Origin of the sequence: Mycobacterium paraseoulense, assembly GCF_010731655.1 — a bacterium.
In the GTDB taxonomy this organism is placed as follows: Bacteria; Actinomycetota; Actinomycetes; order Mycobacteriales; family Mycobacteriaceae; genus Mycobacterium; species Mycobacterium paraseoulense.
In genome coordinates this window covers 4451841-4467512 of sequence record NZ_AP022619.1, presented here as the reverse complement: position 1 = coordinate 4467512, position 15672 = coordinate 4451841, and the positions used below count along the sequence as shown (strand labels likewise).

General features: G+C 70.3%; 11 protein-coding genes. 7 read left to right on the top strand and 4 right to left on the bottom strand.

Annotated elements, in window-relative coordinates; genetic code table 11:
• The first annotated feature begins 256 nt into the window (after nt 1–256).
• On the top strand, nt 257–2092 hold the full coding sequence (locus G6N51_RS20765) for an acyl-CoA dehydrogenase (protein ID WP_083174595.1): 1836 nt from the start codon (nt 257–259) through the stop codon (nt 2090–2092).
• Between the two features lie 298 nt (nt 2093–2390).
• On the opposite strand, the gene G6N51_RS20760 is transcribed toward G6N51_RS20765, so the two are convergent.
• Nucleotides 2391–3731 carry an acetyl-CoA C-acetyltransferase gene (locus G6N51_RS20760; protein WP_083174597.1) on the bottom strand — a complete coding sequence of 447 codons (1341 nt, stop codon included), beginning with the start codon at nt 3729–3731 and terminating at the stop codon, nt 2391–2393.
• A 146-nt stretch (nt 3732–3877) separates the two neighbouring features.
• Between G6N51_RS20760 and G6N51_RS20755 the strand changes: the two genes are divergently transcribed.
• Nucleotides 3878–5242, top strand: coding sequence for a 3-oxoacyl-ACP reductase (locus tag G6N51_RS20755; protein ID WP_083174599.1), 1365 nt, complete (start codon nt 3878–3880; stop codon nt 5240–5242).
• Between the two features lie 19 nt (nt 5243–5261).
• Nucleotides 5262–6104, top strand: a complete 843-nt coding sequence (locus G6N51_RS20750; RefSeq protein WP_083174601.1) for a MaoC/PaaZ C-terminal domain-containing protein — start codon at nt 5262–5264, stop codon at nt 6102–6104.
• A 7-nt stretch (nt 6105–6111) separates the two neighbouring features.
• On the opposite strand, the gene G6N51_RS20745 is transcribed toward G6N51_RS20750, so the two are convergent.
• The 3 genes from G6N51_RS20745 to G6N51_RS20735 all read right to left on the bottom strand — a co-directional run bounded on the left by G6N51_RS20745 (nt 6112) and on the right by G6N51_RS20735 (nt 9236).
• On the bottom strand, nt 6112–7362 hold the full coding sequence (locus G6N51_RS20745) for a chloride channel protein (protein ID WP_232078443.1): 1251 nt from the start codon (nt 7360–7362) through the stop codon (nt 6112–6114).
• A gap of 16 nt (nt 7363–7378) precedes the next feature.
• Nucleotides 7379–8032 carry a TetR/AcrR family transcriptional regulator gene (locus G6N51_RS20740; RefSeq protein ID WP_083174605.1) on the bottom strand — a complete coding sequence of 218 codons (654 nt, stop codon included), beginning with the start codon at nt 8030–8032 and terminating at the stop codon, nt 7379–7381.
• A 64-nt stretch (nt 8033–8096) separates the two neighbouring features.
• Nucleotides 8097–9236 (bottom strand): glycoside hydrolase family 3 N-terminal domain-containing protein, encoded by a 1140-nt coding sequence (locus G6N51_RS20735; protein WP_083174607.1) that lies wholly within the window; start codon nt 9234–9236, stop codon nt 8097–8099.
• Between the two features lie 135 nt (nt 9237–9371).
• On the opposite strand from G6N51_RS20735, the gene G6N51_RS20730 reads away from it, so the two are divergent.
• From G6N51_RS20730 to G6N51_RS20715, 4 genes are all read left to right on the top strand, one after another.
• Nucleotides 9372–9572 carry a DUF2613 family protein gene (locus tag G6N51_RS20730; RefSeq protein ID WP_083174609.1) on the top strand — a complete coding sequence of 67 codons (201 nt, stop codon included), beginning with the start codon at nt 9372–9374 and terminating at the stop codon, nt 9570–9572.
• A 121-nt stretch (nt 9573–9693) separates the two neighbouring features.
• Complete coding sequence (locus G6N51_RS20725) at nt 9694–9867, top strand: DUF2613 domain-containing protein (RefSeq protein ID WP_065443914.1); 174 nt, start codon at nt 9694–9696, stop codon at nt 9865–9867.
• Nucleotides 9868–9904: 37 nt separating this feature from the next.
• Complete coding sequence (locus tag G6N51_RS20720; protein ID WP_232078574.1) at nt 9905–14137, top strand: alpha-(1->3)-arabinofuranosyltransferase; 4233 nt, start codon at nt 9905–9907, stop codon at nt 14135–14137.
• Nucleotides 14138–14226: 89 nt separating this feature from the next.
• A complete protein-coding gene (locus G6N51_RS20715; protein ID WP_083174613.1) occupies nt 14227–15672 on the top strand; it encodes a lipase maturation factor family protein in 1446 nt (481 codons plus the stop codon).

The window sequence follows — 15672 nt, the reverse complement described above, 5'->3', positions numbered from 1 at the left end:
AGCGGGCCGGCGTCGGCCCGCAGGTCCCACGACAGGCAGCGCGGTGACACCGCTCACGTTCGCCGTGCCTCAATCATCTCCGCAGGTCACGGCGGTCGTCTCGATGTCCCCAACCGGTTGGTTAGTTAGACGGTGAAATTTAGGTCACACTCGCTTGCGCGGAACTGTCGACAGCGATAGTTTTACAGAGTTACTGGTGGGTAACTTAGACCTAGTACCCAACCACAAGTGGCATTCTCAACGAGGAGGAACCGTAGTGGGCCACTACAAGAGCAACGTCCGTGACCAGGTATTCAACCTGTTCGAGGTCCTGGGCGTTGAGAAGGCCTTGGGCGCCGGCGACTACAGCGATCTGGACGTCGACACCGCGCGCGAAATGTTGTCAGAGATCAGCCGGCTGGCCGAGGGGCCCATCGCCGAGTCGTTTGTCGAGGGTGACCGCAACCCGCCGGTCTTCGACCCCAAGACCCACTCGGTGACGCTGCCGGAGGCGTTCAAGAAGTCGGTCCGCGCGGTCACCGAGGCCGGGTGGGACAAGGTCGGCATCGACGAGGTCCTCGGCGGCATGCCGATGCCCCGGGCGCTGGTGTGGGCGCTGCACGAGCACCTGCTGGGCGCCAACCCCGCCGTGTGGATGTACGGCGGCGGCGCCGGCTTCGCCAACATTCTCTACCACCTCGGCACCGAGGAGCAGAAGAAGTGGGCCGTGATCTGCGCCGAGCGCGGTTGGGGTTCCACCATGGTGCTCACCGAGCCGGACGCCGGTTCCGACGTCGGCGCGGGGCGGACCAAGGCGATCAAGCAGGACGACGGGTCCTGGCACATCGAGGGTGTGAAGCGGTTCATCACCTCGGCCGACTCCGGCGACCTGTTCGAGAACATCTTCCACCTGGTGCTGGCCCGCCCCGAGGGCGCGGGTCCGGGCACCAAGGGCCTGTCGCTGTTCTTCGTGCCCAAGTTCCTGTTCGACTTCGAGACCGGCGAGCTGGGCGAGCGCAACGGCGTCTTCGTGACCAACGTCGAGCACAAGATGGGCCTGAAGGTTTCGGCCACGTGTGAGCTGTCGTTCGGCCAGCACGACGTGCCCGCCAAGGGCTGGCTGGTCGGCGAGGTGCACAACGGCATCGCGCAGATGTTCGAGGTCATCGAGCAGGCCCGCATGATGGTCGGCACCAAGGCCATCGCGACCCTGTCGACCGGTTACCTCAACGCGCTGGAGTACGCCAAGTCGCGCGTGCAGGGCGCCGACATGACGCAGATGACCGACAAGACCGCCCCGCGGGTGACCATCACGCATCACCCCGACGTGCGCCGGTCGCTGATGACCCAGAAGGCCTACGCCGAGGGTCTGCGCGCGCTGTACCTCTACACCGCGACCTACCAGGACGCCGCGGTCGCCGAGGCGGTGCACGGCGTGGACGCCGAGCTGGCCGTCAAGGTCAACGACCTGATGCTGCCGGTGGTCAAGGGCGTCGGCTCCGAGCAGGCCTACGCCAAGCTCACCGAGAGCCTGCAGACCTTCGGTGGGTCCGGCTTCCTGCAGGACTACCCGATCGAGCAGTACATCCGGGACGCCAAGATCGACTCCCTCTACGAGGGCACCACGGCCATCCAGGCGCAGGACTTCTTCTTCCGGAAGATCATCCGCGACAAGGGTGTGGCGCTGGCCCACGTGTCGGGCGAGATCCAGAAGTTCGTGGACAGCGAGGCCGGCAACGGCCGGCTGAAGTCCGAGCGCGAGCTGCTGGCCAAGGCCCTGGCCGACGTCCAGGCGATGGCGGCCACGCTGACCGGCTACCTGATGGCGGCGCAGGAGGACGTGACCAGCCTCTACAAGGTGGGCCTGGGTTCCGTGCGCTTCCTGATGAGCGTCGGCGACCTGGTCATCGGCTGGTTGCTGCAGCAGCAGGCCGCGGTGGCCGTGCAGGCGCTGGACGCCGGCGCCAGCGGCGACGAGCGGTCCTTCTACGAGGGCAAGGTCGCCGTGGCCTCGTTCTTCGCGAAGAACTTCCTGCCGCTGCTGGCCGGCACCCGCGAGGTGATCGAGACGCTGGACAACGACATCATGGAGCTCGACGAGGCCGCTTTTTAAGCCGCTTTCCACCGGGGATGAGCAAAACCCCGCTCCCGAAATGGGAGCGGGGTTTTTATCTGGTGCCCCGGGCGACAAAAGGCCGCCGCTGGATCCCCTCACTCCAGCGGCGGCCCTTTTCGTACGCCCGTCCGCGTTGACCGGCGGTCGTTTCCGGGGATGCCCCGTATTGCCGTCGGGGTCGGGGGGTCAGACCACAACACGGGGTCATCCGCGCACTCGAATACCCCTACGCCCGAATTACTAACCCGGTGTGACCCATTTCATGAAAGCCCCCCGGCTGCCCGTTGCCGGAGGTTCAGGCCTCGAGGATCGCCGCCACGCCCTGGCCGCCGGCGGCGCAGATGGAAACCAGCGCACGCAGCGGCTTGCCCGCGCCGGCCTTGCGCTCCGCCTTCTTCTGCGCGAGCTGCTTGGCCGCCTGGGCCAGGATCCGCCCCCCGGTGGCGGCGAAGGGGTGGCCGGCGGCCAACGACGAGCCGTTGACGTTGAGCTTGGACCGGTCGATCGAGCCGAGCGCGGCGTCGAGGCCGAGCCGCTCCTTGCAGTAGTCCTCCGACTCCCACGCCTGCAGGTGCGCCAGCACCACCGAGGCGAAGGCCTCGTGGATCTCGTAGAAGTCGAAGTCCTGCAGGCTCAGGCCGTTGCGGGCCAGCAGCCGCGGCACCGCGTAGGTGGGCGCCATCAGCAGGCCGTCCCGGCCGTTGACGTAGTCGACCGCGGCGGTTTCGGAGTCCACCAGGAAGGCCAGCGGCGACAGCGAGTGGGCGGCCGCCCACTCCTCGCTGGCCAGCAGCGCGACCGACGCCCCGTCGGTCAGCGGGGTCGAGTTGCCTGCCGTCATCGTCGCGTCGCCGGCCTTCACACCGAACACGGGCTTGAGCTTCGCCAGCTTCTCCGCCGACGAATCCGGGCGCAGGTTGTCGTCACGGTAGAGCCCGAGGAACGGGGTGACCAGGTCGTCGAAGAAGCCCCGGTCGTAGGCGGCCGCCATGTTGCGGTGGCTGGCCGCGGCGAGCTCGTCCTGGTCGACGCGTTTGATGCCCATCTCCTTGGCGGTGATCGCCTGGTGCTCGCCCATGGACAGCCCCGTGCGCGGCTCGCTGTTGACCGGGATCTCGATACCCAGGGCGGCCGGCAGAGTGCCCACCAGCCGCAGTCGCTGGACGTTGGACTTGGACCGGCGCAGCTTGAGCAGGGTCCGGCGCAGGTTGTCGCCCAGGCCGATCGGCGGGTCGGAGGTGGTGTCCACGCCGCCGGCCGCGGCCGCCTCGTACCGCCCGGAAGCGATGCCGTCGGCCGCGGCGATCGCCGCCTGCAGGCCGGTGCCGCAGGCCTGTTGCAGGTCGAACGCCGGCGTGTACGACGACAGCTCGGAGCCCAGCACGCATTCGCGGGTCAGGTTGAAGTCGCGGCTGTGCTTGAGCACCGCGCCGCCGACCACCACGCCCAGCCGTTCGCCGGCCAGTCCGAAGCGGTCCACCAGGCCGCCCAGCGCGGCGGTGAACATGTCCTGGTTGGATGCCTCGGCGTAGGCGCCGTCGGAGCGGGCGAACGGGATGCGATTGCCGCCCAGCACGGCGACCCGTCGCCGCTGCGAACTGCGCTGGTTGCTTGCCTCGGAACTTGCAGGGGCCACTGTCTTCTCCGTGTGTCTGCGGTTGGTTTTCGGATCGCCCGTCTGGGGTCATACTACCCACTGTTCTTACTCTGAAGTAAGTTCGTCCTCGATACGGTTGTGCTGTAGACACACCCCGACTTCGAAGCACATGGAAGGTAGCTCCGGTGGCTCCCAAGGTCTCGTCGGATCTGTTCAGTCAGATCGTCAACTCCGGTCCTGGATCGTTTCTCGCCAAGCAACTCGGCGTCCCGCAGCCCGAGACTCTGCGCCGCTACCGGCCCGGCGATCCGCCGCTGGCCGGCTCCCTGCTGATCGGCGGTGAGGGCCGGGTGGTCGAGCCGCTGCGCGCCGCGCTGGCCAAGGACTACGACCTGGTCGGCAACAACCTGGGCGGCCGCTGGGCCGACCAGTTCGGCGGCCTGGTCTTCGACGCCACCGGCATCACGACGCCGGAGGGGCTCAGGGGGTTGTACGAGTTCTTCACGCCGCTGCTGCGCAACCTGGGCCACTCCGCCCGCGTCGTGGTGATCGGCACCACGCCCGACGCCGCCGCCAGCCCGCACGAACGGATCGCGCAGCGTGCGTTGGAAGGGTTCACCCGCTCGCTGGGCAAGGAGGTGCGCAACGGCACCACGGTGGCGCTGGTGTACGTCTCCCCCGACGCCAAACCCGCTGCGACGGGCGTGGAATCGACCATGCGGTTCATCCTGTCGGCCAAGTCCGCCTACGTGGACGGCCAGGTGTTCTACATCGGGGAGGCCGACTCCACGCCCCCCGCCGACTGGGAGCGGCCGCTGGACGGCAAGGTCGCCATCGTGACCGGCGCGGCCCGCGGGATCGGCGCGACGATCGCCGAGGTGTTCGCCCGCGACGGCGCCCGCGTCGTCGCCATCGACGTCGAGTCGGCCGCCGAGACGCTGGCCGAAACGGCCGGCCGGGTCGGGGGCACCCCGTTGTGGCTCGACGTCACCGCCGAGGACGCGGTGGACACGATCACCGAGCACCTGCGCGAACACCACGGCGGACGCGCCGACGTGCTGGTCAACAACGCCGGCATCACCCGCGACAAGTTGCTGGCCAACATGGACGACGCCCGCTGGGACGCCGTCCTGGCCGTCAATCTCCTCGCCCCCCTGCGGCTTACCGAAGGGCTGGTGGGCAACGGCACCATCGGCGAGGGGGGCCGGGTGATCGGGCTTTCCTCGATGGCCGGCATCGCGGGCAACCGCGGGCAGACCAACTACGCCACCACCAAGGCCGGGATGATCGGCCTCACCCAGGCGCTGGCGCCGGAGCTGTACGGCAAGGGCATCACGATCAACGCCGTCGCGCCGGGCTTTATCGAAACCCAGATGACGGCCGCCATCCCGCTTGCCACCCGCGAGGTGGGCCGACGGCTGAACTCGCTGCTGCAGGGCGGCCAGCCCGTCGATGTCGCGGAGACCATCGCCTACTTCGCCAACCCGGCGTCAAACGCTGTGACGGGCAACGTCATTCGCGTCTGCGGCCAGGCCATGCTGGGCGCATAGCTGCAAGGAGGGGAACGCGATGAACCAGCCAAGCGGCCTGAAGAACATGCTGCGCGCGGCGGCCGGGGCGCTGCCCGTGGTGTCCCGCGGGAACGAGCTGCCGACGCGCACGGTGGACATCGAGGAACTGGCCATCGACCGCACGAACGTGGCCGAGTACGCCGGGGTCACCGGCCTGCGTTACGGCAACGACGTGCCGCTCACCTATCCATTCGCGTTGACCTTCCCGGCCATGATGTCGCTGGTGACCGGGTTCGACTTTCCTTTCGCCGCAATGGGTTCGGTGCACGTCGAAAACCACATCACGCAGTACCGGCCGATCGCGGTCACCGACACCGTCGGTGTGCGCGTGCACGCCGAGAACCTGCGCGAGCACCGCAAGGGCCTGCTGGTCGACCTGGTGACCGACGTGAGCGTCGGCACCGACACGGCGTGGCATCAGGTGACGACCTTCCTGCACCAGCAACGCACAAGCCTGTCCGACGAGCCCAAGCCGCCACCGCAGCAGCAGCCCAAGCTGCCACCGCCCAGCGCCGTCGTGCGCGTCACCCCGGGACTGATCCGGCGCTACGCCGTCGTCGGCGGGGACCACAACCCGATACACACCAACCCGATCGCGGCCAAGCTGTTCGGCTTCCCGACCGTCATCGCACACGGGATGTTCAGCGCGGCGGCGGTATTGGCGAACATCGAAGCCCGGCTCCCGGACGCGGTGAAGTATTCCGTGCGGTTCGGCAAGCCGCTGGTGCTGCCCGGCACCGCGGGACTCTACATCGACGAAGGTCACGACGGCTGGGACATCTCGCTGCGTAACATCGCCAAGGGTTACCCGTACCTGACCGGCACGGTCCGGGCGCTCTAGCGGCGCTTCAGCCCGAGTGCGTCGGGCCGCGGCCGGTGGTGAGCACCTTCAGGCCGTGCGCGCCTGTCGCGGTGAGCAGGAAGAGTAAGAACAACCACAGCGGTGGCCGGGCGAGCTCCCAGACGAAGATCGCCGCCCAGATCGGTGAGCCCTGCGTCACCGCGAGCACGCCGGCGGCGCCCGCCAGCGACACCGCGGGCACGTGCAGGTGGGTCCCGGCCGCCCAGTTGATCGTCAGCACCAGCGCCACCCCGGCGGCCGCTCCGGTGGCCAGCGACGGCGTCAGCATCCCGCCGGCCCCGCCGGCACGCAGGAACAGCGCGGTCAGCAGGGGCTTGAGGGCCAGGATCGCGAGCGCCGACAACAGCGTCATGCCGCTGGCCAGGCTCACCGTGAGGATGCTGCGGCCGTTGCCGGGCAACTCGGGCCACCAGTGCGAGCAGATGCCCATCGCCAGGCCGGCTCCGGCGAGCGCTGGAACCAGCACCCAGGTCCGCATGGGCTTGGCCGGCCGCGCCGCGGCCATCAACCGGTTGAACGCCAGTCCCACCGCGAGGGTCAGCGGCGCCAGCAGCAGCCCGTGCGCGGTCAACAGGTACGTCGACTCGCCGATCGGCCACTGCAGGTTGGGTTCGTCGCGCGTGATGGCCGAGCCGACGGCGACCGCCAGGCTGGAGGAAATCAACGCCGCGCCCACCGCCCGCGGTTGCCAGGTGTTGAGCATGATCCGCACCGAGAACAGCGCACCGGCCAGCGGGACGGCGTAGACGGCACCCAACCCGGCGCCGGCCGCGCAGGCCAGCAGCACCTCGCGGTCGCGGGGCGATAGCCGCCTGAGCCGGGCCGTCCCCAAATCGCCCAGAGCCGCGGCGAATTGGCGGGGGGCGCCTTCCCGGCCCAGCGATGCGCCGGATCCGACGAGCAGCACCTGCAGCATGGCGTCGATGCTCCACGACGACCGCGGTATCGGTTCGCGGCGGGCGATGGTCTCCGCCAGGGGCGGCACCCGGGTCCTGCTGCGCAGGGCCCACCACCCGGTCGCCGCCAACGCACCGCCGATCATCGGGCCCACCGCGCGGCGTACCGGGCTGCTGGCGGCGACGCCGGCGAGCAGCGCGCCGAAGGTGTAGTGGTACGTGACGTGCTGGACGAAGCGCAGCACGAGCGTCGTCGCCAGCCCGGCAACCCCGGCCAGCAACCCGACGATGACTACGGCACAGAAGAAGTCGACGTTGCGCCGGGCGGGCGGTCGAGCCACATGACGAATGTAGGGGTTAGCCCCCCGCGGCGCTCGGCCCGCCCTTCTCGGGCCGCGCCGCCGCGGCGGCCTCCCGCTCCTCCGGTGCGCCGCGCAGGCCATGCCAGAACAGGTTGATCATCAGCTCGGCCGCCTCGTCGGCGTCGATGTCGCCGATGCTGAGCTGGTTGGCCGTCGCCTCGCCCGCGCCCACCAGCGCCACGGCCATCATCTCGTGTTCCCGCTCGGTCCGCGGGGTACGGCTGCCCGCCCGCACCAGCCCGGCGACCAGTTCGATGATCTGTTCGCGACCCTCGCGCACCATGTGCGCGAACGCCTGCGAGCTGGTGGCCTGGGTGTACATCACGATCCACGACGCCCGGTTGGCGTCGATGTAGCGCATGAACGACACAATGGTGTTGCGCAGCAGGTCTTTCGGGCTCTGCGTGAAGTCGATGTCGGCGCGGACCGCGTCGATGAACCGGCCCATCTCACGGTTCAGGCAGGCGCCGAACAGGTCTTCCTTGGAACCGTAGTACAGGTAGAGCATCGGCTTGGAGATCTGCGCCTGGGCGGCGATGGCGTCCATCGAGGTCTCGTGGTAGCCGTTGACCGAGAACATCTGCACGGCGGCGTCGAGCATCTGTTGCTCGCGGACAGCGCGCGGTAACCGCTTGGTGCCACCCGCCATCGCTTGCCTCTCTAGCCCGGCTATCTGACTCCAGGGTAAGCAACGCCCTGCGGCCCCACACGCCTTAGTGGCCGCAGGCGGGGCTACGGCCCTTCATCGCCGCCACCCGGGTGAGCGCGTCGTCGACCCGTTGCCCGGGCAGTTCACCGGCGGCGACCGCCTTCTGCAGCCGGTCCAGGACGGCGGGCACCTCGTCGGTGGTGACCCAGAGCGCGACGTCGGTGCCGGCCTGCAGGGTGCGCAGCACCGCCTCGGCCACGCCGTACCGGTCGGAGATGGCGCCCATGCTGGACAGGTCGTCGGTGAACACCGGACCGTTGAACGGCGGGGCGCCGTAGCCGACGCCGTCGCGCAGCAACTGCACCGCCGCGGGACTGAGGCTGGCCGGGTCGTCGCCGGTGAGGCCGGGCACCTGCAGGTGGCCCAACATGACCGCGACCGGGGCCGCGGTCACCAACGTCCGGTAGGGCACCAGGTCGACGTTCTGCAGGTCGCTCAGCGGCGGAGTAACGACGCCGCCGGTGTGCGAGTCGCCCGAGCCGTGCCCGTGGCCGGGGAAGTGCTTGAGTACCGGCAGCAGCCCGGCGTCCCGCAGGCCCTGCGCATAGGCCCCGGCGTAGGCGGTGACCGTGTTGGGATCGCCGCCGAACGAGCGGTCCCCGATCACGCCGGTGGTGGCGTCGGTGACGTCGACGACGGGGGCGAAGTCGATGGTGATGCCCAGGTCACGCATCTTCTTGCCCCGTTCGGCCGCCAGGTCGTGGACCTGGGCGACGGTCTGGGTCTGGGCCAGTTCCCGCGGCGACGGCGCCGCGCCGATCAACGAGCGCAGCCGCGACACCCGGCCGCCCTCCTCGTCGACGCTGACGGCCAGCGGCAGGGGTCCGGCCTTCGCCGCGATGTCGGCCAGTGGGCCCTTGAAGATCGACAAATCCGTCCAGCTGCCGATGAAGATGCCGCCGACGTGGTAGCCGTCGACCACCGATCGGGCGTCGTCGGCGTTCTTCACGCCCACCATCAGCAGCTGGGCCAGCTTGTCGCGGACCGGCAGCGTTTTGACGTCACCGCACGCCGGCGGCGCGGCCGCGGCAGTCGGCGTGCTGACCGAGGTCGACGGGCCGGGTGGCCGAGCGGCGTGGTGAGCGCAGCCCGCCAGCAAGGCCGACACGGAGGCGAGCACGGCCAGGGTGCGCGAAAATGACATCGGGCCATGTTTTCATGGCGCTGTCCGGGCCTTCGGATCTGGGGAGCGACGGGGTTTTCGTCGGGGGTTTTCTTCTTCGGGTGCGGGGGCACTCCTGGGCTGGTGCCGGCGGGGCTAGGGGGCAATATGCCAGCGATGACGGGTTTCACCCTGGCCGCCGCGGCCAGCATCGCGGTGGGCCTGTCGGTCGGTGTCGCGACGACTCTCGGGGTCACGGTGGCCGTCGCCGACCACGGCATGGCACCGACGCGGGGCCGTCCGGCCGTGCTGAACCCGCTGGGGCCCCATCAGGTGCAATACGGCGACCGGTGCTTTCACGGGCACTGCCTGCCCTGACCAGCGCCCCGGGCACCGATCGCGCTTCTGCTAGGTTGGCGCTAGGCCGCCGCCACGATTTCGAAGATGCTCACGATTTTGAAGATGCTCACGATTTTGAAGATGTTATGAGGAGCCGTCGATGAACCGGATCATTGCGCCCGCCGCTGCGAGCGTGGTGGTGGGTCTTCTGCTCGGCGCGGCGGCGATCTTCGGGATCACCTTGATGGTGCAACAGGACACGAAACCGCCACTCCCCGGGGGCGATCCGCAGTCGTCAGTGCTCAACCGGGTCGAGTACGGCAACCGTAGCTAGCGGGCGCAGCGGGTCGCCGCTATCGCATCCAGCGGCCATAGCGGAGGCCGGCTCGCCCGTCCCGTGTTCACCGGCGGCGCCGCTGTCGCGCCGGTGGCTGCTGCTGGTCGGGGCGCTCGCGTGCGCGTTGACGTTCGCGCAGTCGCCTGGGCGGGTGTCCCCCGACACCAAGCTCGACCTCACCGCCAACCCGCTGCGCTTCCTGGCGCGGGCCACCAACCTGTGGAACAGCGAGCTGCCGTTCGGGCAGGCGCAGAACCAGGCCTACGGGTACCTGTTCCCGCACGGCACCTTCTTCGCGCTCGGCCACCTGCTCTCGGTGCCGGGGTGGGTCACCCAACGGCTGTGGTGGGCGCTGCTGCTCACGGTCGGCTTCTGGGGGCTGTTGCGGGTCGCCGAGGCGCTGGGCGTCGGCAGCCCGGCGTCGCGGGTGATCGGCGCCGCCGCGTTCGCGCTGTCGCCACGGGTGCTGACCACGCTCGGGTCCATCTCGTCGGAAACCCTGCCGATGATGCTGGCGCCGTGGGTGTTGCTGCCCACCATCCTGGCGCTGCGGGGTACTGCAAACCGGTCGGTGCGGGCGCTCGCCGCCCAGGCCGGTATGGCCGTCGCGTTGATGGGCGCGGTCAACGCGATCGCCACGCTGGCCGGCTGCCTGCCCGCGGCGATCTGGTGGGCCTGCCATCGGCCGAACCGGCTGTGGTGGCGCTACACCGGGTGGTGGCTGGTGGCGCTGTCCCTGGCGATGGCGTGGTGGGTGGTGGCGCTCGTGATGCTGCGCGCCATCAGCCCGCCGTTCCTGGACTTCATCGAATCCTCCGGCGTGACGACGCAATGGTCGTCGCTGACCGAGATACTGCGCGGCACCGAAAGCTGGACCCCGTACGTCGCGCCGACCGCCACCGCGGGCGCCCCGCTGGTCACCGGCTCGGCGGCCGTCCTGGCGACCTGCCTGGTGGCCGCGGCGGGGCTGGCGGGACTGGCCAGTCCGGCGATGCCGGCCCGCGGGCGGCTGGTGACGATGCTGTTGGCCGGCGTGGTGTTGATGGCGGCCGGCTACAGCGGCGGCCTGGGCTCGCCGATGGCGCATGCGGTGCAGGCGTTCCTGGACGCCGGCGGCGCACCGCTGCGCAACGTGCACAAACTGGGGTCGGTGATCCGGATCCCGATCGTGCTGGGCCTCGCCCACGCGTTGGGCCGGATACCGCTGCCCGGCCGGCGACCCGCGTCGGTGTGGCTGCGCGCGTTCGCCCACCCTGAGCGTGACCGGCGGGTGGCGGTCGCGATCGTCGTCCTGACGGCGCTGATGGTGAGCACCTCGCTGGCGTGGACCGGCCGGCTGACCCCGCCCGGCACGTTCAGCGCGATACCGCGGTACTGGCAGGAGACCGCCGCCTGGCTCGACGAGCACAACACCGGGACACCGGTCCCCGGCCGGGTGCTGGTGGCCCCCGGGGCGCCGTTCGCCACGCAAGTGTGGGGCACCAGCCATGACGAGCCGCTGCAGGTGCTCGGCGGCAGCCCGTGGGGCGTGCGCGACTCCATACCGCTGACCCCGCCGCAGACCATCCGGGCCCTGGATTCCGTGCAGCGCCTGTTCGCCGCCGGGCGGCCCTCGGCCGGACTGGCCGATACCCTCGCGCGCCAAGGCATTTCGTATGTGGTGGTGCGTAACGACCTGGACCCGGATACGTCGCGCTCGGCGCGTCCGCTCCTGGTGCACCGCGCCGTCGACGGGTCCCCGGGGCTGCAGAAGGTGGCGCAGTTCGGCGAGCCGGTGGGACCCGGCACCCTGGCGGGCTTCGTCGCCGACAGCGGACTGCGCCCGCGATATCCGGCCGTCGAGATTTACCGGGTGGGGATCGCCGGCGATCCGGGCGCGCCGTACTTCGCCGACGTCGACCGGATGCCCCGCGTCGACGGCGGACCGGAGGTGCTGCTGCGCCTGGACGAACGGCGGCGGCTGCAGGGTCGGCCGTCACTGGGTCCGGTGCTGATGACCGCCGACGCGCGCGGCGCCGGGCTGCCGGTGCCGGTGGTGACGGTCACCGACACCCCGGTGGCGCGCGAGACCGACTACGGACGGGTGGACCAGCATTCGTCGGCCGTCCGCGCAGCGGGCGACGCGCGGCACACCTACAACCGGGTGCCCGACTATCCCGTCCCCGGCGCCGACTCGGTCCCCGGCGCCTGGGCCGGCGGGCGCGTCACCGTGTCGAGCTCGTCGTCGGACTCCACCGCGATGCCCGACGTCGCTCCGGCGACCTCCCCCGTCGCCGCGGTCGACGGCGACCCGGCGACCGCGTGGGTGTCCAACTCCCTGCAGTCCGCCGTCGGGCAGTGGCTGCAGGTCGATTTCGACCATCCGGTGACCAACGCGGCGATCACCCTGACCCCCAGCGCAACCGCGGTCGGCGCGCAGGTGCGCCGCATCCTGGTCGAAACCGCGACCGGCAGCACCACCCTGCGCTTCGATGAGCCCGGCAAGCCGCTCGCCGTCGCGCTGCCCTACGGCGAGACGCCCTGGGTGCGGATCACCGCCGCGGGCACCGACGACGGTTCTGCCGGTGTGCAATTCGGCATCACCGACCTGTCCATCACCCAGTACGACGCCTCCGGCTTCGCCCACCAGGTCGAGCTGCGGCACACCGTGCGGGTACCCGGGCCGCCGCCCGGCGCGGCCATCGCGGGCTGGGACCTGGGTTCCGAACTGCTCGGCAGGCCGGGCTGCGCGCCGACCCCCGACGGTGTGCGCTGCGCGCCGTCGATGGCCCTGGCGCCGGAAGAGCCGGTGAATCTCAGCCGGACGCTGACCGTTCCGGCGCCGATGTCGGTGACCCCGCTGGTGTGGGTGCGGCCCCGGCAGGGGCCCAAGCTGGCCGACCTGATCGCCGAGCCGGGCACCACCCGGGCGCGGGGTGACGCCGACCTGGTGGACGTGCTCGGGTCGGCCTACGCGGCGACCGACGGCGACCCGGCCACCGCGTGGACGGCACCGCAGCGGGTGGTGCAACACAAGACCCCGCCCACCCTGACGCTCGCGCTGCCGCGGCCTACCGAGGTGACGGGGCTGCGGCTGCTGCCGAGCCGGTCGGCGTTGCCCGCGCACCCGACGATGGTGGCCGTCAACCTGGGCGACGGCCCGCAGGTGCGCGCGTTGAAGCCCGGCCAACCGCAGACCATCCCGCTCAATCCCCGGGTGACCGACACCGTCACCGTGAGCCTGCTGGACTGGGAAGACGTCATCGACCGCAACGCGCTCGGTTTCGACCAGCTCAAGCCGCCGGGCCTGGCCGAGCTTACGGTCCTCGGTGCCGATGGCAATCCGATCGCGCCCGCCGACGCCACCCGCGATCGGGCGCGTGAGATCACCGTCGACTGCGACCACGGCCCCGTCATCGCGGTCGCGGGCCGGTTCGTGCACACGTCGATCCACACCACCGTCGGCGCACTGCTCGCCGACGAGCCGGTTGCGGCGCAAGCGTGCGACCGCGACCCGATCGCGCTGCCGGCGGGCCAGCAGGAGCTGTTGATCAGCCCGGGAGCCCAGTTCGTCGTCGACGGCGTCCACCTGTCGGCGCCGGTGCCCGCCGCCCCCCAGCCCGGCGCCGCAGTTCCGGTGTGGCGGGCCTGGGGTCCGGATCGCCGCGAGGTGCAGGCTTCCCCGTCGGCCACGTCCCGGGTGCTGGTCATCCCCGAGAGCATCAACCCCGGCTGGGTGGCGCGCACCAGCGCCGGGGCCCGGCTGACCCCGGTGGCGGTCAACGGGTGGCAGCAGGGCTGGGTGGTGCCCCCGGGAGACCCGGGCACCATCACGCTGACCTTCCCGTCCAACGGCCCGTACCGGGCGGGCCTGGCGGTGGGGCTGGCCTTGCTGCCGCTGCTGGCCCTGCTTGCGCTGTGGCGCACCCGGACCGGGCGAACCGGCGACGTGCCCGCCCGGCCGTGGGCGCCGGGGGCGTGGGCGGCGGTAGCGGTGCTGGCCTGCGGGGCGGTGATCGCCGGCGCGCCCGGGGCCGCCGTGGTCGGCGCCGCAATGGGCCTGCGGTATGCGCTGCCGGGCCGGCGTTTCGACCGCGCCACGCTGGCGCTCAGCGCCGGTGGGCTCATCCTGGCCGGGGCGGTGTTGTCCCGGCATCCGTGGCGGTCGGTCGACGGCTACGCGGGTCATTCCGCGAATGTTCAGCTGCTGGCGTTGATTTCGCTCGCGGTGCTCGCCGCTTCCGTGGTGGTCCTGCCGCGCCGGGTGCGGCAACCCACCGATAAATAGCCGGTCGCGGGTATTGGCTACCGGTTTATCGCCTGATTGACTGGATATGCGGGTCTCTCGTGACCGCCACCGTCCGAGGAGTTACGGCCATGGGCTGGTTTTCCGCACCCGAATATTGGCTCGGCAGACTGGCGCTCGAGCGCGGCGTGGCGGTCGTCTACCTGCTGGCGTTCGTCGCGGCCGCGGCGCAGTTCCGCGCGCTGATCGGGGAGCACGGGATACAGCCCGTCCCGCGGTTTCTTGCCGGGCAGTCGTTTTGGCGGACGCCGAGCCTGTTTCACCTGCGCTACTCCGATCGCCTGTTCTCGGCGGCTTCCTGGTTCGGCGCGGCGCTGTCGGCGGCGGTCGTCGCGGGCGCGGCCGACGCGGTACCGCTCTGGGCGGCGATGCTGATGTGGCTGGCGCTGTGGGTGCTCTACCTTTCGATCGTCAACGTCGGACAGACCTGGTACGCGTTCGGGTGGGAATCGTTGCTGCTGGAGACCGGCTTCCTGATGATCTTCCTCGGCAACGACGCCGTGGCGCCGCCGGTGCTGACGTTGTGGATGGCCCGGTTGCTGTTGTTCCGGGTCGAGTTCGGTGCGGGGCTGATCAAGATGCGTGGCGATCCGTGCTGGCGCGACCTGACGTGTCTGTACTACCACCACGAGACGCAGCCCATGCCCGGGCCGTTGAGCTGGTTCTTCCATCACCTGCCGAAGCCGCTGCATCGAATCGAGGTGGCGGGCAACCACTTCGCGCAGTTGGTCGTGCCGTTCGGGTTGTTCGCGCCACAGCCGGTGGCGAGCATCGCCGCGGCGATCGTCGTGGTCACGCAGCTGTGGCTGGTGGCGTCGGGTAACTTCGCGTGGCTGAACTGGGCGACGATCCTGTTGGCCTGCAGCGCGATCGACAACTCGTCGGTATCGGCGCTGTTCGGTATGCCCGACCATCCGGCGTTTTCGGCGACACCGGTGTGGTTCGTCGCGCTGGTCGTCGCGTTCGCGGCGGCGGTGCTGTTCATGAGCTACTGGCCGGTGCGCAACATGCTGTCCTCGCGCCAGCGAATGAACATGTCGTTCAACTCGTTTCATCTGGTGAACACCTACGGCGCGTTCGGCAGCATCGGGCGCGTCCGGCACGAGGTGATCATCGAAGGCACCGACGAAGTGCGCCTCGGCCCGCAGACCGTCTGGAAGGAGTACGAGTTCAAGGGCAAACCCGGCGCCGTGCGCCGGCTGCCGCGGCAGTGGGCGCCCTATCACCTGCGCCTGGACTGGCTGATGTGGTTCGCCGCCATCTCGCCCGCCTACGCGCAGCCGTGGCTGACACCGTTCCTGCAGCGCCTGTTGCGCAACGACCACCCCACGCTCCGCCTGTTGCGGCACAATCCATTTCCGGATTCACCGCCGCGGTACGTGCGCGCACTGCTGTACGAATATCGGTTCACGACGCCCGCCGAGCTGCGCCGCGAGCGCGCCTGGTGGCATCGGACGCTGGTCGGCGGATACGTCCGGCCCATGGCGCTCCCGACGGCCACGTCTCAGCACGGTTGA